This is a genomic window from Paraburkholderia sp. SIMBA_030 (genome assembly GCF_046535245.1).
Lineage (GTDB): Bacteria > Pseudomonadota > Gammaproteobacteria > Burkholderiales > Burkholderiaceae > Paraburkholderia.
This window is the reverse complement of the sequence record NZ_JAWRXB010000002.1, coordinates 81,944-100,058: the sequence shown is the minus strand read 5'-3', so window position 1 is coordinate 100,058 and position 18,115 is coordinate 81,944. Positions and strand designations below refer to the sequence as shown.

20 protein-coding genes and 2 pseudogenes are annotated in these 18,115 nt (G+C 62.2%); 11 read left to right on the top strand and 11 right to left on the bottom strand.

Features of this window, described 5'->3' with window-relative positions; all coding sequences use genetic code 11:
* Positions 1 to 31: 31 nt before the first annotated feature.
* Positions 32 to 165 (bottom strand): annotated as a pseudogene (locus SB772_RS03595) (motility protein MotB); the annotation flags it as partial.
* A 137-nt stretch (positions 166 to 302) separates the two neighbouring features.
* Here SB772_RS03595 and SB772_RS03590 point away from each other — a divergent pair.
* Positions 303 to 459: pseudogene (locus SB772_RS03590) on the top strand (IS6 family transposase); the annotation flags it as partial.
* An 84-nt stretch (positions 460 to 543) separates the two neighbouring features.
* Here the strand turns inward: SB772_RS03590 and SB772_RS03585 are convergent.
* Both SB772_RS03585 and SB772_RS03580 read right to left on the bottom strand, forming a co-directional pair.
* Positions 544 to 1,533, bottom strand: a complete 990-nt coding sequence (locus tag SB772_RS03585) for a TadG family pilus assembly protein (protein ID WP_410832245.1) — start codon at positions 1,531 to 1,533, stop codon at positions 544 to 546.
* Between the two features lie 123 nt (positions 1,534 to 1,656).
* Positions 1,657 to 2,127 carry a TadE family protein gene (locus SB772_RS03580; RefSeq protein WP_410832244.1) on the bottom strand — a complete coding sequence of 157 codons (471 nt, stop codon included), beginning with the start codon at positions 2,125 to 2,127 and terminating at the stop codon, positions 1,657 to 1,659.
* 718 nt (positions 2,128 to 2,845) lie between these two features.
* Here SB772_RS03580 and SB772_RS03575 point away from each other — a divergent pair.
* The 10 genes from SB772_RS03575 to SB772_RS03530 all read left to right on the top strand — a co-directional run bounded on the left by SB772_RS03575 (position 2,846) and on the right by SB772_RS03530 (position 12,017).
* Complete coding sequence (locus SB772_RS03575) at positions 2,846 to 3,037, top strand: Flp family type IVb pilin (RefSeq protein WP_410831910.1); 192 nt, start codon at positions 2,846 to 2,848, stop codon at positions 3,035 to 3,037.
* 74 nt (positions 3,038 to 3,111) lie between these two features.
* Complete coding sequence (locus SB772_RS03570) at positions 3,112 to 3,621, top strand: prepilin peptidase (RefSeq protein WP_410831909.1); 510 nt, start codon at positions 3,112 to 3,114, stop codon at positions 3,619 to 3,621.
* Between the two features lie 12 nt (positions 3,622 to 3,633).
* Positions 3,634 to 4,608: a Flp pilus assembly protein CpaB gene (gene cpaB / locus SB772_RS03565; RefSeq protein WP_410831908.1), complete on the top strand. Its 975-nt coding sequence runs from the start codon at positions 3,634 to 3,636 to the stop codon at positions 4,606 to 4,608.
* Positions 4,609 to 4,714: 106 nt separating this feature from the next.
* On the top strand, positions 4,715 to 6,118 hold the full coding sequence (locus SB772_RS03560) for a type II and III secretion system protein family protein (protein ID WP_410832243.1): 1,404 nt from the start codon (positions 4,715 to 4,717) through the stop codon (positions 6,116 to 6,118).
* A 10-nt stretch (positions 6,119 to 6,128) separates the two neighbouring features.
* Entirely contained in the window at positions 6,129 to 6,509 is a 381-nt protein-coding gene (locus SB772_RS03555; RefSeq protein WP_410831907.1) for a CpaD family pilus assembly lipoprotein, read from the top strand.
* Between the two features lie 28 nt (positions 6,510 to 6,537).
* Entirely contained in the window at positions 6,538 to 7,758 is a 1,221-nt protein-coding gene (locus SB772_RS03550) for a CpaE family protein (RefSeq protein ID WP_410831906.1), read from the top strand.
* On the top strand, positions 7,758 to 9,176 hold the full coding sequence (locus tag SB772_RS03545; protein WP_410831905.1) for a CpaF family protein: 1,419 nt from the start codon (positions 7,758 to 7,760) through the stop codon (positions 9,174 to 9,176). Before SB772_RS03550 ends, SB772_RS03545 begins: the two co-directional genes overlap by 1 nt.
* Entirely contained in the window at positions 9,173 to 10,147 is a 975-nt protein-coding gene (locus SB772_RS03540) for a type II secretion system F family protein (protein WP_410831904.1), read from the top strand. The genes SB772_RS03545 and SB772_RS03540 overlap by 4 nt, the downstream gene beginning before the upstream one ends.
* A complete protein-coding gene (locus SB772_RS03535; RefSeq protein ID WP_410831903.1) occupies positions 10,144 to 11,103 on the top strand; it encodes a type II secretion system F family protein in 960 nt (319 codons plus the stop codon). The genes SB772_RS03540 and SB772_RS03535 overlap by 4 nt, the downstream gene beginning before the upstream one ends.
* Before the next feature lie 71 nt (positions 11,104 to 11,174).
* Positions 11,175 to 12,017: a tetratricopeptide repeat protein gene (locus SB772_RS03530; protein WP_410831902.1), complete on the top strand. Its 843-nt coding sequence runs from the start codon at positions 11,175 to 11,177 to the stop codon at positions 12,015 to 12,017.
* A gap of 27 nt (positions 12,018 to 12,044) precedes the next feature.
* Here SB772_RS03530 and SB772_RS03525 read toward each other — a convergent pair whose 3' ends face one another.
* From SB772_RS03525 to SB772_RS03490, 8 genes are all read right to left on the bottom strand, one after another.
* Positions 12,045 to 12,734, bottom strand: coding sequence for a CBS domain-containing protein (locus SB772_RS03525; RefSeq protein ID WP_410831901.1), 690 nt, complete (start codon positions 12,732 to 12,734; stop codon positions 12,045 to 12,047).
* A gap of 223 nt (positions 12,735 to 12,957) precedes the next feature.
* The gene (locus tag SB772_RS03520) at positions 12,958 to 13,386 is read right to left on the bottom strand and encodes an Hsp20/alpha crystallin family protein (protein WP_410831900.1); all 429 of its coding nucleotides are present in this window, start codon (positions 13,384 to 13,386) and stop codon (positions 12,958 to 12,960) included.
* A 134-nt stretch (positions 13,387 to 13,520) separates the two neighbouring features.
* Entirely contained in the window at positions 13,521 to 14,561 is a 1,041-nt protein-coding gene (locus SB772_RS03515) for a zinc-dependent alcohol dehydrogenase family protein (RefSeq protein ID WP_410831899.1), read from the bottom strand.
* 21 nt (positions 14,562 to 14,582) lie between these two features.
* Positions 14,583 to 15,329, bottom strand: a complete 747-nt coding sequence (locus tag SB772_RS03510) for a beta-ketoacyl-ACP reductase (protein ID WP_410831898.1) — start codon at positions 15,327 to 15,329, stop codon at positions 14,583 to 14,585.
* Positions 15,319 to 15,825, bottom strand: coding sequence for a hypothetical protein (locus SB772_RS03505; RefSeq protein ID WP_410831897.1), 507 nt, complete (start codon positions 15,823 to 15,825; stop codon positions 15,319 to 15,321). Before SB772_RS03505 ends, SB772_RS03510 begins: the two co-directional genes overlap by 11 nt.
* A 230-nt stretch (positions 15,826 to 16,055) precedes the next feature.
* A complete protein-coding gene (locus tag SB772_RS03500) occupies positions 16,056 to 16,514 on the bottom strand; it encodes a universal stress protein (RefSeq protein WP_410831896.1) in 459 nt (152 codons plus the stop codon).
* Between the two features lie 73 nt (positions 16,515 to 16,587).
* Entirely contained in the window at positions 16,588 to 16,923 is a 336-nt protein-coding gene (locus SB772_RS03495) for a hypothetical protein (RefSeq protein ID WP_410831895.1), read from the bottom strand.
* A gap of 263 nt (positions 16,924 to 17,186) precedes the next feature.
* On the bottom strand, positions 17,187 to 18,011 hold the full coding sequence (locus tag SB772_RS03490) for a potassium channel family protein (protein ID WP_410831894.1): 825 nt from the start codon (positions 18,009 to 18,011) through the stop codon (positions 17,187 to 17,189).
* Between the last annotated feature and the right edge of the window lie 104 nt (positions 18,012 to 18,115).

Sequence of the window (18,115 nt, the reverse complement as noted above, 5' to 3'; positions counted from 1 at the left end):
TTGCCAACTATGCAAACGAGCAGGTTGGATTGCGATTGACCGGCTCATCCGCAACGTCCTTGTCAAGCGGCAGTACATCGGCGAGCCCCGCACCTGGAGCAGCTTGTCTTCCCTCAGGCCGCCGGCCACCAGCGCACGCCGGGCCGCGTTCGCGCGATCGCTGGCCGAACGAGAGCGCGAACCAATCGATAGTCGTCAATGGTTCGGAATACTTGATGAGGAGAAACCTTGTTATTTTCGAGCAGGGTTTATTTTGGTGCGCCGGATGGCTCTGTCAGCTCGATGAGGAAGCGGCGGTAGAACGAAGCAGCCTGAGCCTTCGCGACATCGAGGAATTGTTGCTAGAAGGAATTGTTGCTAGAGCGTGGTGTCGTGGTCACGTACGAAACGATCCGTTGCTGGTGCGACAAGTTCGGCGTTCGATTCGCCCATTGTGCCAAAGCGGCGCGGCGCAAGCCAAGTGCCGCAAGTTGACTGTGCCCCAGCAGCAAGGAGCCGACCGTACAAGCTTTGCGCCACAGTGCATGCCGACGCCGACGTTGCTCATTCCGCCAAACGCGGCGGGACATATGCCCCGTAGTATGGACCGCTCTTCCCAGTGCTCGTGGCGATTTTGACACCCGCCGTGAGATGGCCCTGAATGTACTTACCGTTTCCGCCATTCCCAGAGTCGATATGAAAAGCAGCGAAGCCGACAATCGGTGCGGTTGACGACGACCCGCTTGTCGGTACTGTCTGCACGACAGGGATCAGCACGTCCACATTGGAGGGAACAGAAGAGTAAATCGTCGTCTTGACGCCGTTCTGAATCCAGATCGAATCGCCAATGCCCAGCGCCGTCGGATTCTTGTTATCGATCAGGCCTCGTACGGACGGCACATCGTTGGTGTTCAACTGGAAAGACGTCCACTGCCCGGCAGCGCAACCACCGTAAAGCGACCCGTTGCCGAACTGAAATGTATAGGCCTGTCCGGTTGAGGGGTCCAGCTTCGGACTGCCGGTTTGGGCATTCCAGTACTGATCGAAAATGCATTTGCCGATCGCCACGGGGAACAGGCCGCCGGCGGCAACATAGCCGGGCGCCGACACCACCGCGACGGCGGTTGCCGTGACGGCGCCGTTATCGACGCCGAAAAGCGGCGCGAAGAAGAACCTCACAGGGCCGTTGTTGAGCCCTGCCGCGCGCGACACCGTGACTTTCACCGCCGGATTGTCATAGGTCCCCGGCGATATGGTCGACGCCTGCATGCCCGCCGGAGAACCCGTCAGGTTCCAGAAGCCGCTTTGTACAGACGCGCTCGTCAACGTGACACTGTCCGAGCTATTCAGGCTGACCGCTTTTGCAGCGTTGGTTTGAGCAAGACTCCAGTTAGGGCCGGGGCTGCCGGGAAGCAACGCACCCGCGCCCGCGAGCGCGGCGGCGTCAGCTGCGCTCTGCAATTCGGAACGGGCGAGCACTCCGTGTCCGATGTCGATCGAAAATGCCGCGACCAGGAGAGCGGCGAACAGAGTCGACAGCATGGCGACGCTCATCGCCCCACGCTGGCGGCGATAGTGTGAAATCGCGCTCGCGTATCGAAGCGCTTTTACACGTTTTCCCTGGTGCTGGTGAGCGGGCTCGGCACGCTTGCGATGTCGCATTTCGGAAGTCATGTGTTATTCGTAATTCATGACGGCGGTCGCATTCAACACTATCGGGCCGGTCAGGCTACTCATGGCGGAGCCGAGCATCAGACCTTGATAAGCGTATGAAACCTTGACCTGGAGAGGGCTTCCCGAGATCGGTCCACCAGGTTGCGTCACGGTGACGACCGGCAAAGCGGCATTGCCGTTGGTGACGAGATTGCTCTGCGCATTGGTGGTCGTGATCGCTGCGATCTGGGACGTGGTCAGCGGTGGCACTTGCAGCACTGTGCCGGCTCGGGCGCCTGCGCGAGCCGCATTGGTTATGGCGACCTTGTCGTAGAGCATCAGATTGCCGTCGATGATGCCGACCAGCACCATGATCACGAACGGCAGCAAAATGGCGAACTCAAGCGACACGCTACCTGCATCCGCGCGGCGCATCGTGTCGGCTCGCTGCCCGAATAAACCGCCCAGGCATTGGGTGTCAACTTCTTTTTTCATTCTGGCCACTTGCTGTGTGTGCGTGATGTCGCGTCGCCAAAGCATTACCTCGGCAGTTGAGCTTATTGCATTGCCCTCGCTCGCAAACCGTCGATCTGACGACCGAAATGCCGCCTGTTCAAAATGGAACCAACAGCGATGACTTTTCACATTGACGTTAACAACGGCCCCGAACTTTAAAACTTTAGGCGGCGCTACGCCGCAGGCCCTGTACAAACCTCGATCCGATGTGAGACAAGCTCGCCGGGCCGGGCAGTTGACGACGTATTGCCGTGCCGCTTCGCAACGCACGAGCAGCCTGAATTGCGTTGTATGTGCTTACCTACCAAATACGATGCGACTCTAATTTATCAGTCGCGCGCCGCCATGATCCCGGCATCGGCAGTGTCGGTTTCAGCGGTAAACCCTCACTCACCTCCCCGCTTTCAATGGCTTGCCACGCAAGTTTCGGATTCGCCGCTTGCTTGCCACGCAAGTTTTGGATTCGCCGCTTTGCCTGCACGAATAGGCGGTTGGCCCGTCAATGAAAAGTGAATGCATTGACATCCTAAAGTTTTCCCCTGTGTCGCCGTTACAAGGTCTGCCCGCTCCTGATTCAAGGCGCGAAATGAGGTGTGATTTGGCCTCACTCCGCGCCATCGAAAATCGGGACGCCGGGTAGGATCTGTCGTACTCGGTGTGTTCCTTTACCTGCCGAGCCTGCTCCAACCAACTCGTTATGGGAAAGAAAATGCGCAAATTTTTTAAAGCGTTTGTTCGCGACGAACGTGGCGTAAGCGCCATGGAATATGCGGTTCTCGCCGGCATCGTCGCTGTCGCACTTGGTGGCATGGCTACCATGTTTAACGACTCGGTGTCAACGATGTTCACCACCATGTTCGGCACGATCAGTTCGAACCAGGCAAAGTAAGTGGTTTTCCTGGAGGTTCGGATGTCGCCGTCCGGATCTCCATTTCTTCCCCCAGTCTCTGTACCGAGACCATCGTGTACCTCCTGTCCTTCGCAATCCGCCTCGTCGCACTCTGCGCACTGCTGTGGCTGGCAGTCATCGACGTTCGCGTGCGGCGCCTGCCGACCCGGACGGTGCTGATGACCGGGGCACTGTTTTTCCTGGATGCGCTGATCTTGCGCACGTCCATCGGTGATATTGCTGCGCATCTGGTGGTCGCACTTTGCGCGCTTGTCGCTTGCATCGCGATGTTCGCCGCAAAAATAATCGGCGGCGGCGATGCGAAGCTGGCCTCCATCATCTTCCTGTGGGCCGGGCCTGGTCTTTCATGGCCGGCGTTAACCCTGATTTCTGTAATCGGAACATTCGTGTCGCTGGTCAGTCTTGCGACGCGACACATGAATCAAGATCAGCGCTCCCGGCCGATGCGGGCGCTGGCGATGTTCTCGGCAGCGCGCGGTGTGCCTTACGGCGTCGCGCTTGCTCTTGGCGGCGGTTCGGTCATCGTACTGCCCACATTGCTGCCTTTGTTTTCGACGCGATAGGACGGCGTCCTTATGTCCAACATCATCAAATTCGGCTTCCTGATTGTCGGCGCCATTCTCATTGCGCTCGTCGTGCGAGTGGTTGTCGCGGGCGCGTCGCGACATTCCGTGCCGGTCGTCAATACCGAGAAGGTGCGCGTCAGTGCGGCCGATCTTCCCCAGGGGCTGCTGCTGCGCGACGAAGATATCAAGTGGAAAGACGTACCCGTTGAAAAACTGCCGGCCGGCGCCGTCGTCTCCGGCGCGCCGGGCGAGCTCGAACTGAAGGGCGCGTTGCTGCGTCACCCGGTCGCGAACGGCACCGCCATCGTGGCCGACGACGTCATCCTGCCGAGCGCTCCCGGGTTTCTCGCCGCGACACTGAAGCCGGAGATGCGCGCGGTGTCGGTCGCCGTCGACGACGTGTCCGGCAATGCAGGCCTGATCCAACCGGGCGACTATGTGGATCTGCTGCTTACGCAACAGATGGACCGCAAGACCGACTCTCCGGAGCTCGCGGTGTCGAGCGAAACTGTCGTCGAGCACGTTCGCGTGCTGGCGTCCGGCTCGGCGATCAGCCGCCCGAAAAATGGCAACGCTCCCGATACCCACGAGCGGATCCGCACCGTCACGCTGGAAGTCACGCCGCGCATGGGCGAAGTGGTAGCGGTTGCCGCGCGCCTGGGCAGTCTGTCGCTGGCGTTGCGCAGCTTTGCGACGGTGTCGCGCGATCCTTTCGCGCTCGCGTCGACACCCGCTTCCGCCTCCGCACCCGGCGACCTGCAACGCGCACCTGTGTGGGCCGGCGACATCTCGCGCGCACTGCGCGATCTGCCGAGATCGCGCCCGGTAGCGGGCGGCGCCCGCGGCGCGCCATCGCCCGCGCCGCGGTCCGTGACCGTGTACAGGGGATCCCAGGAATCTGTCCTGACATCGAGCGTCGCGCAGGCGGGCGGTGCCGGCAGTAACGGCACGCCGCCACTGCCAGCCGCCGCCACGCCCCAGTGACGCCGTGCAAACGGCTCGACGCCGCAGTCATTCGCCAGGATAGAAAGTCATGAAAATGCAGTTCAGCTTACGCATCTGCAAGGCAGCAGGGCTTACCGCATGCGCCATGTGGAGTGCGGTTCCTGGCCTCGCTGCGCCGGCATATGCGGTGCAACCGCACGTCGCGGACGCAGCGGCGGCGGCCGCGCCGACCGCCGCCCAAGGGACGCTCGCAATCGATGCCGGCAAGGGCACACTCGTGCATCTCAATGAAGACGCCAGTTCGGTGTTCGTCGCGGACCCGGCGATTGCCGACGTGCACGTACCGTCGCCGAGAGCGGTCTTCGTGCTAGGGAAGAAGGCCGGTACCACGACGCTGTACGTGCTCGGCGCCAACAACAAAACACTGGTTCAGCGCACGGTCGTGGTGGCCCGCGACATGGATGCGCTGCGCAGCATGGTTGCCACGCGCTTTCCCAGCATGAACGTGCAGTTGGGTACGGGTAATGGGTCGTTGCTGGTGTCCGGCCAGGCGACCAGTTCCGTCGACGCCGACGCTGTCGTGCAATCGCTCACACCCTATCTGGCGGATAAGGAAGTGCTGGTCAACCGCATGACGATCGACCGGCCGCTGCAGGTGCAGTTGCGCGTACGGATCACGGAAGTCGACCGCAACGTCACGCAGCAGCTCGGGATCAACTGGCAGGCACTCGGCAATGCAGCGGGTAACTTTTTCGGCGGCATCTACAGCGGCCGCCCGATCTACAACCTCACCCAGCCCCTCACCAGTTCGACGGGTCAGATCACTTATCCGGTGAATCTGGCGACCAACAACGCCTACTCACTGTTCGGCCAGTTCAAGACCGGCAAGACGGATATTCAGGCACTCGTCGATGCGTTGAATCAGGAAGGCCTGATCACTGTGCTCGCCGAGCCCAGTCTCGTGGCGCTGTCCGGACAAACGGCGAGCTTTCTGGCGGGCGGCGAATTCCCGATTCCGGTGTCGCAGATCAATGGCGTGATCTCCGTGGAATTCAAGCAGTTCGGCATCAAGCTCGACTTCACGCCGACGGTGCTGAGCGATCGCCGCATCAGTCTCAAGGTACGCCCGGAAGTCAGCCAGATCGACCCGACGGTGAGCGTGACGACCGGTGGCGTCACTGTGCCGGGCCTGAGCGTGCGCCGTGCGGATACGACCGTCGAGCTCGCGAGCGGTCAAAGCTTTGCCATCGGCGGCCTGCTCCAGAGCAATACCACCGACATCATTTCGCAGGTGCCGGGCATCGGCTCCATTCCAATTCTGGGCAAGCTGTTCTCGTCGTCCAATTACCAGAACAACAAGACCGAACTGGTGATCATGGTGACGCCGTATCTGGTCGAACCGACCAATCCGGCCAAGCTGCGCACGCCGCTCGAATCGCTTGTTTCACCGAGCAACGATGTGGAATACAGCTTCAGACATCAGGAAGGCAGTGCGCCTTCGCAGGCTGGAGCCCCGCGTCTCGTCGGCGCGGCCGGATATGTCTATTGAGCCGAACGCCATGAACCCCATACGCATTCTCACGCTCGTTCTCGTCTGCTTGCTGGCGGCGTCCCTGAGCGGATGTTTCAAGCCGCCGCGCGGCATGCCTGACGAGTCGGTGATCGGCTTCGACGGCAAAAACGCCGTGCCGCCGGACTGCACCCAACTCGCCCGCAGCTCGTTGCTGACCGACGCGGGCCTGCGCCGACCGGCCATGCAGTGGGGCTGTGCGACCTACACCAATCTTGCGGCCCAGGTCGCCAATCCGAAAGACCTCGTCGCGCCCAAATCGCTCGCTCCCGCCGACGCCGCGGTTGCGGCGAGCGCGGTGCGCCGCTACGAGACCGGACAAGTGATACCGCTCGACACCGAAACCTCGACCTCGCGCGGTTCCAAGTGATGCATTCAACTTTCACCGAAGAAACGCCATGAGCACGACAGAGTTCAACCACTCAAAAGCGAAGGCCGGCGTGCGAACCGCGGACTTCATGGCGTTCGTCGCTGACCGCAATACCGAACAGACTCTGAAGAGCTTCGTGCTCGAACAGGCGATGCCGCACACGCACATCGCCATCGGCAGCATTGACGACGCCATCGCGTACCTGTCCAGGATAGAACGCTCGCCGCTGTTTCTGCTGGTGGATCTGCACGGGTCGACCATGCCGCTGTCCGATCTTGCCCGCCTGTCGGAAGTGTGCGAGCCGTCGGTTCAGGTGGTGGTGCTCGGCGAGCGCAACGACGTCGGACTGTTTCGCAGCCTGCTGAAGATCGGCGTGCGCGACTACCTCGTCAAGCCGCTGACTGTCGAGTTGCTCAAGCGGACCATCGATGTTTCGGAGCGCAAGATCAGCCCGGTGATGCTCGCGCGGGTGGGCAAGACCATCGCCTTTGCCGGGACGCGCGGAGGCGTCGGCGTCACGACCATCGCCCTGAACCTCGCGCGTCATCTCGCGGAGGAAACGCATCGCCGGGTGGCCTACGTGGACCTCGACCTGTATGGCGGCGTCGCGAACAGCATGCTCGGGCTGCAGAGCAACAACGGCCTGATCGATGTGCTCCAGAATGTGCACCGGCTCGATCCGCAGTATGTGGAGCGCACGCTGCTCACCAATGGAACCCGGCTCTTCGTGCTGTCAGCCGAAATGGAGCGTGGAACCGAAAACCCGTTCAAACCGGGTGCGCTGCGGCGCGTTCTGGAACTGCTGTGCGACAGCTTCCATTACGTGATGCTCGACACCGGAAGTCCGTCCGCCCCGCTCGCGGCCGAAGCCTTCGACCATGCGTCGCGCGTGTATCTGGTGACCGACCGCTCCGTGCATTCGACGCGGCAAAGCATTCGCCTGCTGCGCTACATTGAAGACCGCGACAGCAACCCGCCGACCTCGCTGTTGCTGAACAACCCGAACGCGGCGAGCACCGGCAAGGTACAGACATCCGACTTCGTGTCGGCCGTCGGACGCAACGTGCTGCACGAGGTGCAGTTCGAACCGAAGGCGCTGTCGATTGCGGAAAACCTCGGTGAGGCGCCGAAAGAGAAGACCCCGAACGGATTCAACCAATCGATCATGCGGATTTCGAACGACCTCACAGGCCAGCACGAGATGGCCGCGCCGTCGTTTCTGCGGAAGTTTATATTCAGGAGAGGTTGATGTTCGGGCAAAAGCAGGTCAGGTACGTAGAGACCGTGTCCGACGCCGGCGCCGGGGAAGCGGTGCGCGAACCGCAGGCGCCGGTTCAGCCGGTCACGCCTGCCCCGGCATCCGCGCCGGCCGGCGCACACGCGCCCACGCCGGACGGCGACGAGCCGCTGGTGCGCTCGGATCTGTTCAGAATCATCCGCAACGGCGTGTTCGATTCGATGAACGCGTCGGCCGCGGTCGGCAAGACACGCGAGCAGGTGAAGCCCGGCGTCGAACAATTGGTGCTGGGGATTGCCGAGCGCGAACGGCTGAACATTACGATGGCCGAGCAGGGGCAGATCGTCGGCGAACTGCTCAACGACATGTTCGGCCTCGGGCCGATCGAACCACTGCTCGCGGACGAAACCGTCACGGACGTGCTCGTCAACGGACCCGATCAGGTGTACGTGGAGCGTCACGGCCGGCTCGAACTGACGCCTTACAAGTTCCGCGACAACGCCCACGTGGTCAACGTCGCGCAGCGGATCGCCGCCGGCGTGGGCCGGCGCGTCGACGAAAGCAGCCCGATGGTCGACGCGCGGCTTGCCGACGGCAGCCGCGTCAACGTCGTGCTGCCGCCGCTCGCCATTCACGGCGCGACCATTTCCATCCGCAAGTTTTCAAAACGCGATATCACGCTTCATCGCATGGCGCAGCAGGGCAATATGTCGCCGGCGATGGCGAGCGTGCTCAAGCTCGCGAGCACCTGCCGTCTCAACATTATCGTGTCGGGCGGCACGGGCTCGGGCAAGACCACCTTGCTGAATGCGCTGTCGCACTTCATCGGGCTGGGCGAGCGCACCATCACGATCGAAGATGCGGCGGAACTGCAACTCGTGCAGCCGCACGTCGTCAGCCTCGAAACACGGCCGGAAAACGCGGAGGGACTCGGCGGCGTCGCGCAGCGTGACCTCGTGCGCAATGCACTGCGGATGCGCCCGGACCGGATCATCCTGGGCGAAATCCGCGGCGCCGAGGCGTTCGATGTATTGCAGGCGATGAACACGGGCCACGACGGCTCGATGACGACGATCCATGCGAATACGCCGCGCGACGGGATTACGCGGCTCGAGAGCATGGTGATGATGGCCAACGGCAATCTCCCGCTGATGTCGATTCGCCGGCAGATCGCGAGCGCGGTTCACCTGATCGTGCAGGTCGAGCGGATGCGCGACGGCATGCGCCGCGTGACGCGCATCACCGAACTCGTGGGCATGGAAGGCGATGTCATCATCACGCAGGATCTGTTCACCTTCCGGTACGACGCGAGCGCCTATAACGACGAGGTCAAGGGCGTGTACGAGTGCGCGCTGGTCAGGCCGGCTTTCTCGGAACGCGCCGCGTATTACGGGCTGGAGGAGGCTTTGCTGGAGGCGATGAAATCATGAGTCGCATCGACCTGTTCACGCTTTGCGCGTTCATCGTCGTGCTGCTGGGCGGGCTGATGGTGATGATACTGCTGGACATGCGAAGCCAGCAGCCGCATGCCAGGATCAAGACGCGCATGCGGCAATCGTTCCTCATCAGGGCCGAGCGGACAAAAGATAGTACCCAGTCCCACGCGACGTTGTTTACCGTCAGCCGGCGCGATAATGCCGTCAGCCGCTGGTTCGGGCCCAGGATTTCGCGTCTCAGGACCGTCGCGGGCGCCAACGGACTGCGTGTCGTCGTTGCTGCGGCGATCGTCGGCGCACTCGTCGCGCTGGCCATGACGCACTTCATGCCGCTCCCCGACTTTTCGAAACCGCTGCTGGTCATCGGCCTTCCCGTGTTTGCACTGGCACGGGCCTATGGCTTTCTGGTCGAACGCTTTCGCAAGCGCTTTCTGGACAGCTTCCCCGATCTGATCGACATGATCGTGCGCGCGGTTCGCGCGGGCGTGCCGGTCACGCACGTAATTGGCACGGCAGCCGAGGAGTGCCCCGAGCCGATAAAAAGTGAATTCAAACTGATGAGCGATTCCCTTCGCGTCGGGCGCGATCTGGAAGAAGTGCTTGCGGTGGCGATGCGGCGTATCGAGATCGCCGACTTTTCGTTCTTCTGCGTGTGCCTGCTGTTGCAGCGCGAAACGGGCGGCCAACTCGGCGAGACGCTGGAAAATCTGTCCGGCATCGTGCGTACCCGGCGGGAAGTTCGGCAGAAGGCCAAGGCGCTAACCGCCGAGGCCCGCATCACGACCAAGATTCTTGCGGCTATTCCGCTCGTCGTCATGCTGTGCCTCTACGCGCTGAATCGCAGCTACGTCATGGTGCTGTTCGACCGGCCGGCGGGTCACAAGCTTTTGACCTTCAGTGTGATTTCAATCGTTGTCGGCATCGCCGTGATCAGCAAGATGGCCAAACTGGATACGTCGCGATGAGCCCGTCGAATATCGAAGCCCTGATCAACCTGCTGATGCTGCTGGCGCTGTTCGCCGGGCTGGCGATCTGGTGGGCGACGCAACGTGGCGGCAGGCGCGGCAGGATCGCCGAACGTGCTCGCCAGGCCGCGCTCGATCACCGTGCGCAAGCATCGCTCGAAGTCGAGGTCGAAGACGGCGGCGTTCGCGGCCGCAGCTTACGGCGCCTTGCGAAGCTCGGCGACCGGATTCCGCTGTTCGACGCGAAGTACCGCCTCAAGCTTCAGAGGGACATGATTCGCAGCGGATACCGCAACAGCCTGGCTGTATCGATTCTTCTCGCGGTCAAATTCTGCACGGGTCTCGTATGCGCCGCGGTGACCGTCATGCTGGGTTCGCACATTCCCGTGATCGGCGCATACCCGGTGATTCGCGGCATGGCAATGATGGGCGCATTCGTGATCGGCATGATCATTCCCGAATACGTGGTTGCGTTTCGCGCATCGCGCCGGCGCAATGCGATGGCCGGGTGCCTGCCAGACGCGCTCGATCTGCTCGTGATCTGCACGAACGCAGGCAACAGTTTGCCCGTCAGCATCCGGCGGGTCGCCGAAGAACTGGCGACCATCTGCCCGCCGCTTTCGAAGGAATTTTCACTGACCGCCGACGAACTGAAACTGTCCGGCGACAGCACCCGCGCCTTGCAGGGGCTCGCCGAGCGAATCGATCTGCCGTCGATCCGTGCACTGATTTCAACGCTTACCCAGTCCATGCGCTACGGCACGCCGATCACCCAGGCGTTGCGTATCCTCTCGCGCACCGAACGGGTGGCGCACATCGTGTCCCTCGAAGAAAAAGCAGCCAAGCTCGCACCCAAAATAGTGCTTCCGATGATGCTGTTCATTCTTCCCGCAATCGTGGCGATTGCAGGCGGCCCGGCGGTTATTCAACTCCTTCAATTTATTGCCGCCCGATGAAAACACCTGAACTGCAACACAATGAAACGTCCCCGGCCATCCGCACACGAGCCGTTCGTGTTGGACGAAGCATGTGCCTGACGGTTTTATGCACCGCGCTGCTGGTGACGAGCGCTGCGTGCACGACGACGAGCCGGCACGTCGCCGACATACAGCCCGTTACACGGAATTCGTCGCCCAGCAGCATGAGCGAGCTGCGGATTGCCGAAGCCGCTCTCGACGCGGGCAATGTCGAACTGGCGACCACGCTCTTCGACAAGGTCGTGCAGGCCGATCCGAAGTCCGTCCCAGGCCTGACCGGTCTGGGCAACACGCTCTATGCGGTCGGCGACTTCACGCGGGCGCGGGTCTACTACCAGCGGGCAAGCAGGTTCGAGCCGAGCGCAGCGGCGCCGCTGATCGGCATCGCGCGTGTCGCGATTCATCAGCGCCGCTTCGACGAGGCGATCTCGACGTATCGCAGCGTGCTCGCAAGCACGCCCGACGATCCGATGGCCTCGGCAGGTCTCGGTGCGGCGCTTGCCATGAAGGGCGACCATGCCGCGGCACAGGCGGTGTTGCGGCAGGCGCTCAAGGCCAATCCGGGCGATCCGCTGCTAAGCGTAAACCTCGGTTTGTCGCTGGTGCTCGGCGGTGATGCACGCGAGGGCGCAAACGTGTTGCTTGACGTTACGCGCTTTCCCGGAGCGCCGCCCCAGGCGCGCCAGAATCTGGCGCTCGCTTACGGACTGCTTGGCAACGCCGAGGCGGCAGCGGAGATTCTCGCTAAAGATTTGCCCAAAGCATCGATCCAGGACAACCTCCGCTTCTATGAAATCCAGCGAGCACGGATGGCGCAGCCGGTCGGGAGTTCAGGCACGAAAGGTGTCGCGACCTCATCCATGCCTCCTGTCGAGGCGGCGAGCTTGCGATGAATCCCGCAAGAGCCGCCCATTGACCTGTTAGATGCCCGGCATCACCGGGTAAGGTTCGGTATGGTCTTCCACCCGCTTCACGCCGGGAATGCTTTCCGCCGCGACGCGAACGGCCTGCACCGCCTCCATCGAGTGAAAGATGCCCCACAGGTGGACAACCCCATCGCTCACGACGATGTTGCGTCCGGCAAATGCCCAATTGTGACCCGTCATTTCACCCATCAGCGCCGCACGAATCTCCCGATCCGAGAGGGCCACGTCCGGCGCCGGCTCCTGCGGAGCACTCGCCAATGCCTGCACAAGGTTCGCGCGGCTGACGATGCCCACCAGCTGACCCGCCTTTGTCACAGGAACACGTTTGATACGCCGGGTTTCCATAATGTTGGCGACTTCGCTCAGCGGCGTGTCTTCATCGACCGAGATGACGGGGGCGGTCATCACGTCCTGAACCGTTTGTGCATGGGTCTTGATGTAGTCTTTGGCGTCATTGCCTGACGAAAAAAGATCGAGCCACCAGGAGCGCCGGCGCTGATCGGTGCCGAGTTCTTCCCGGTGCAGCAGGTCGCCTTCGCTGATCATGCCTACGACATGTCCTGTCGCGTCGATCACTGGCGCGCCGCTGATTCCCTTGTCCACCAGCAGCCTGGCAACCTCGCTCACGGTCATGTCAGGTTTGGCGGATACGACGTTACTGGTCATTACATCTGATGCCCGCATGGCAACGCTCCTTGGCTGTTTCGCTTCACTTCTTCATTCACACTACGTCCGCAGATGCCGTCAACTTTTGACATGGATCAGCGTTGAAGCCGATATCGATCGCTTGCCTGCAACACCGGTGTGACATGAGCGCATCTGGCGGGCCGCTTACCTCCTCGATGGCATGCAAAGATGCAGCCGCGCCGGGACGTGCAGCCGCCACCCCGGCGCGGCGCGGCGTCAATCACGCGATCGGCAGACGCTTGCGCTCGGAAGCCGCCTTCTTGGGCAGCGTCAACGACAGGACGCCGTCCTTGTACTCCGCCGCCGCGGTGGCTTCGTCGATCTCGCTCGCGAGCGAAAACGACCGGCTGACCGCACCGGAATACCGCTCGCGCCGTATCACGCGCTCGCCTTCCTTCAGTTCCTGATTGCGTTCGACCGTGGCGCTGATCGATACGGTGTTGCCGTCGATTTTCACGTCGATATCGTTCTTTTCGACACCCGGCAGTTCGGCCTTCACTGCGTAGGCGGTGTCGCTTTCCGTCACGTCGACCTTGATGTCGGCTAATGGGGCGTCGCCGACCGCGCCGCGCAGCGGACGGAACAGGCCCTGAAACAGTTCCGACATGGGTTCAAGCGGAAACGGGTCAAAACGGGTCAAGTTGCTCATCGTCTATCTCCTTGATTCATCCATGAACGTCATGGATATCGGGCTACATCGAGTGGTTCGGCCGCATTGCTCGCCCGGCCTCGCCACGCTCCTGAACAGGTCAGCGGATCGGCTCGCCCAAGCGGCGGCGCCGGCTAGGCGACCTCGATAATCACCTTCAACGCATGCGTCTCGGCCGCGCGCCCAAACGTGTCGTAAGCGCCGACAACATCCTCGAGCCGGAAACGGTGGGTAATCAGTTTTGCGGGATCGATGCGGCCGGCGCGAACCGTCTTGAGCAGCATCGGCGTGCTGACGGTATCGACGAGCCGCGTCGTGATCGCAATGTTGCGATCCCACAGCTTTTCGAGGTGCAGATCGGCCTTGACCCCGTGCACGCCGACATTCGCGATCACGCCGCCGGGCGCGACGATCGCTTCGCACAACTCGAACGTTGCGGGTATGCCGACCGCCTCGATCGCACAATCGACACCCGTCTGTTCGGTCAACTTCATGACTTCGGCGACCGGATCCGCCCGGCCGATGTCGATACACCCGGTCGCACCGAACCGGCGCGCAACGTCAAGGCGGTTCGGATCGCGATCGATCATCAGGATCTGTCCAGGCGAATAAAACTGCGCGGTCAGGAGCGCAGCGAGTCCGATCGGCCCCGCCCCGACGATCGCCACCGTGCTGCCGGGCTGCACCTTGCCGTTCAGCACACCGCATTCGAAGCCGGTCGGCAGGATGTCCGACAGCATCACCAGCGCCTCTTCGTCGGCGCCGGCAGGAATCGGGTACAGGCTGGTGTCGGCGTGCGGAATGCGCACATAGTCGGCCTGGGTGCCGTCGATCTTGTGGCCGAGAATCCAGCCGCCGGTGGTGCAGTGCGAATACATGCCGCGCCGGCAATAATCGCATTTGCCGCACGACGAAATGCATGAAATCAATACCCGGTCGCCCGGCTTGAATGCCGACACCGCCGAACCGGCTTCCTGCACGATGCCAACGCCCTCATGGCCGAGGATGCGCCCCGGCTCACAGCTCGGCACATCGCCTTTCAGAATGTGCAGATCGGTGCCGCAAATCGTCGTGCGCGTCATCTTGACGATCGCATCGGTCGGCGCGGCGAGCGTGGGAACAGGCCTTTCGTCGAGCGATTTCTTGCCGGGACCGTGATACACCAGTGCTTTCATCTACTGCCTCCGTTGCGGCTATCACCGCATATGCATGCCGCCGTTGATCGCGAAGTCCGCGCCCGTGACGAAACCCGCGTCGTCCGAACAGAGAAACGCGACGAGCGCCGCGATCTCGTCAGGTTGGCCGAGCCGTCCGACGGGTATTTGCGGCAGGATTCTGGCGTCCATGACGTCCTTGGGAATCGCGGCGGTCATCGCTGTGGCCAGATAGCCGGGCGATACCGTGTTGACCGTCACGCCATGTTTCGCGACCTCCAGCGCCAGCGACATCGTGAAGCCATGAATGCCGGCCTTGGCCGCCGCATAGTTGGTCTGACCGAACGCGCCGCGAGCGCCGTTCACCGAGCTGATGTTGACGACCCGCCCGAACTTTTTCTCGACCATCCCTTTCAGAAACGGCTTGGTCATATTGAACAGTGAATCGAGATCGGTGCGCAGCACCGCATCCCAATCGTCCCTGCTCATTTTGACGAAGGTCGCATCGCGCGCGATGCCCGCATTGTTGACGAGCACGTCGACCGAGCCAAACTCCTTGAGCACGCGTTCCGCGCAACGCGCGCATGATTCGAAGCTGGTCACGTCCGCCTCGTACGCATGAAAACGGCGGCCGGCATCGCGTTCGTGCATGAGCCAGGTGGCGACGTGATCGTTGCGCTCGGAATGCGACATGGCGACAACCATGCCGGCGTCGTGCAAACGCCGGCTGATGGCGGCGCCGAGCCCGCCCATGCCGCCAGTGATGAAAGCAACTCGCTTAGCCGGCATGTCGGTCTCCTTGTGCTGAACCGTTGAGCGTCGCAAACGGCGGCGCCGCGACCGGCGCGCGCCCTTCCAGTACGCCCCTGAGCGCCTGCTCGAAATTCTTCGTCCATTCCTGCATCGGTATCGCCGCAGGATTCATGCCAGTGCTTTTCTGCCATTGCTCGGTCCACGTCGATTGCCAGCTGGCAAGCGCTTCGCGCATTCCGTCACAGCAGGCGCTCTGTTGCCGCATCGCCGAGACCCAACCCTGTTGCCAGAGATTCGTCGTGGCATCGAGGTAATCGCGCAGCATGGCCTGACAACTCGCGCCGAACTCGGTCCAATCGCGTGCGCCTGCTGCTTCGCGAGCGGCATGCATTGCGGCAAGGTCGCGTTTGATGCGCTGCAACTCGAACTCGCATGCCTGTTGCCGGGCTTCGTGGCCGAAACTCAGCATCCGGAGTGCGAACTCCAGGTTTGCTCGATGCACATCGAACGGTGTGATGAATCCAGTTGCCATGGTGCTCCTCCGTCGTGTCCAGATGAACCGCATACGCGCCGCGCGGTTATCTCGCAGTCGCAGTCGCAGTGCAGTCGCACTCGCAGTGCAGTGCAGTGCAGTCGCGTTCGCGGCAGTAGTGCGTTCAATGTAGGCGACGCCGATAGCGGCGGGTTGACGTGTATCAAGCGTATGGCGTGCCGCCGCGAGTGCCGCCGGTGAACGGGCCACCAAGCCTGCCCGAACGGCCCTCAGGCATCGGCCGACGTTTCCCGAACCAGCAACACGGGACATGTCGAGTGCCGCACGAAACGCTCGGCGACACTGCCGATCACCATGCGTCGCATACCGCGCCGCCCATGCGTGCCCATCACGACGAGCTCCGCGCCGAGCCGTTCGGCGCAGCGAACGAGGCAACTGGCGATGTCCTCGGCGATGCCTTGCGTTTCGACGATCTCCGAACCGCCTGCCACGCCGAGCGCCTGCATCTTCGCGCAAGCCTCGTCGAGGAAGCTGCGCCCGACCTGGCGCGCCGTGTCGGTCAGCAGATGCGGATCGCATGCACCCGCGTAGGTGAAAGCCGCGGACTGGTCCAGTGCATAGACCGCCGTCAGCTTGCCGCCCGACAGTTTGGCCATCCGGATACCCTCGTCCACCGCACGTTTCGACGCTTCACTGCCGTCCACTGCCACCAGAATATTTGCGTACATGACTCCCTCCTCATGGAGCGTTGAAAAAACCGGCGCGGTGCAGCAACGGACGCAGGCTTGCCAGGCACCGCGTTCAAACCGGGCGTCGATCGAGTTTCCGCTCAGCGGCATCGAATGCAGCCCGTACCGCTATGTTCGGATCGGCGTTCAGGCAATGCTCGATCGGGACCAGCTCCCCGTTATGCATGATCAGGTCGAGCCGCGCGTCGAAAACCGGACCGCGGATGCCGGCGACAGGCACGCCGGTTCGGCCGCCCTGGGGCCGTTCGCGAATAGCCTCGATCGCCAGGTGACAACCCGCGATAGACCTGCTGAACCGTTCGAGGCGCACCAGCTGGGTAGCCGCCTCGCCCTCGATCTGCGAGGTCCCGGCAAAGCCGAGATAGACGATTTGCATGCCGACACCCATCTCTGTTCTCCCAGACGTGCCGCGAATTCTCTGGTGAGGCCGGCTTCTTTCGCGACTACAGGAAGTTCGGCGGTACATCGTTGCGGGCGGGGTCCGACGAAGCTGCCGATTGCACCGTTTTTTGCGGGACTTCAGATTCATTCGCCGGTATGCCGGGGCGGTCGAATGTCCCTCCCCTTGCAGTCAGATCGCCGTCCTAGCGACGCATGACTGGCGGCATGATTGAATCATCGGCGCGAACGGCGTGGGGCAATTGACTTGCGTCAAGGCATTGGCCGGTCTTGCCCGCCGGCATTTTGATCGACAGGCACGTTGACGCCCAGGCTGCACACTTCTCTTCGCAACGAGGCGATTTCCGCCTGCAAAAGCTTGATGTCGCGATGCATTTCACGGCGCAGCAGACGTTCTTCCTGTCCGACGAAAATGGCGGCAAAGGTGGCGAACACCAGCGATAGCAGACCGTAGCCGAGCAATACGACGAAAGCGGCAAAGACGCGCGATGCCGGGGTGGTCGGCGCCATGTCTCCATACCCGACTGTCGCGCTGCTTTCGAACGCAAGCCAGACACCTTCAGCGTAGGTGTGCACACGCGGTTCGAGCCAGTAAAACCCGGCGCCCGCCGACGCAAGCAGCGCCACGGCTGCGGCGAGCAACAGCAGCAATCGGTTGGGCGCGAAGAATCCGCGCAGCGATACCGCTATTCGCACCGCCACCAGCCCCATGAACAGCATGCGCAGCACCCACTCGAGTGTCGACCATGTGGAGACGCCCCACGCGACGCTGGCCCCAGCGCCGGCCACGATCAGCATGTCGAAGCGGTTTCGCATGAGAAACCGCCTGGGTTTGCGGCTCAGATGCGTCATCCAGCCCAGCGAAGCAACGAAACCGGCCACCATGAATACGTATAGCGCCCGGCCCACCTGATGAAGCGAAGGCGAGTCGACGGCCAGTTCGAAATAAAACGCGGGAATGGCGAGCAGGCTGAAGCCGAACAGCACCCACTGGAGCCAACGCCACGTGCGCACAGCCCGTGCGTTGTCATGCGGATCGACACCGCCCAGGCCGACTATGCGAACACTCTCGTTCATTTCTCTACCGCATCCGAGGTTGCGACGCTCAATTGCAATGCTGATCCCGGCGAGCGTCCGTTCACCGGGCTGCCGCTTCGGCAAACGGGATAACGCCAGTTGCT

Coding starts and splice junctions, on each gene's coding strand:
- SB772_RS03585 (WP_410832245.1), bottom strand. CDS start 1,533: ATGAGCGTCGCCATGCTGTCGACTCTGTTCGCCGCTCTCCTGGTCGCG.
- SB772_RS03580 (WP_410832244.1), bottom strand. CDS start 2,127: ATGAAAAAAGAAGTTGACACCCAATGCCTGGGCGGTTTATTCGGGCAG.
- SB772_RS03575 (WP_410831910.1), top strand. CDS start 2,846: ATGGGAAAGAAAATGCGCAAATTTTTTAAAGCGTTTGTTCGCGACGAA.
- cpaB (WP_410831908.1), top strand. CDS start 3,634: ATGTCCAACATCATCAAATTCGGCTTCCTGATTGTCGGCGCCATTCTC.
- SB772_RS03560 (WP_410832243.1), top strand. CDS start 4,715: ATGTGGAGTGCGGTTCCTGGCCTCGCTGCGCCGGCATATGCGGTGCAA.
- SB772_RS03555 (WP_410831907.1), top strand. CDS start 6,129: ATGAACCCCATACGCATTCTCACGCTCGTTCTCGTCTGCTTGCTGGCG.
- SB772_RS03550 (WP_410831906.1), top strand. CDS start 6,538: ATGAGCACGACAGAGTTCAACCACTCAAAAGCGAAGGCCGGCGTGCGA.
- SB772_RS03545 (WP_410831905.1), top strand. CDS start 7,758: ATGTTCGGGCAAAAGCAGGTCAGGTACGTAGAGACCGTGTCCGACGCC.
- SB772_RS03540 (WP_410831904.1), top strand. CDS start 9,173: ATGAGTCGCATCGACCTGTTCACGCTTTGCGCGTTCATCGTCGTGCTG.
- SB772_RS03535 (WP_410831903.1), top strand. CDS start 10,144: ATGAGCCCGTCGAATATCGAAGCCCTGATCAACCTGCTGATGCTGCTG.
- SB772_RS03530 (WP_410831902.1), top strand. CDS start 11,175: ATGTGCCTGACGGTTTTATGCACCGCGCTGCTGGTGACGAGCGCTGCG.
- SB772_RS03525 (WP_410831901.1), bottom strand. CDS start 12,734: ATGCGGGCATCAGATGTAATGACCAGTAACGTCGTATCCGCCAAACCT.
- SB772_RS03520 (WP_410831900.1), bottom strand. CDS start 13,386: ATGAGCAACTTGACCCGTTTTGACCCGTTTCCGCTTGAACCCATGTCG.
- SB772_RS03515 (WP_410831899.1), bottom strand. CDS start 14,561: ATGAAAGCACTGGTGTATCACGGTCCCGGCAAGAAATCGCTCGACGAA.
- SB772_RS03510 (WP_410831898.1), bottom strand. CDS start 15,329: ATGCCGGCTAAGCGAGTTGCTTTCATCACTGGCGGCATGGGCGGGCTC.
- SB772_RS03505 (WP_410831897.1), bottom strand. CDS start 15,825: ATGGCAACTGGATTCATCACACCGTTCGATGTGCATCGAGCAAACCTG.
- SB772_RS03500 (WP_410831896.1), bottom strand. CDS start 16,514: ATGTACGCAAATATTCTGGTGGCAGTGGACGGCAGTGAAGCGTCGAAA.
- SB772_RS03495 (WP_410831895.1), bottom strand. CDS start 16,923: ATGGGTGTCGGCATGCAAATCGTCTATCTCGGCTTTGCCGGGACCTCG.
- SB772_RS03490 (WP_410831894.1), bottom strand. CDS start 18,011: ATGAACGAGAGTGTTCGCATAGTCGGCCTGGGCGGTGTCGATCCGCAT.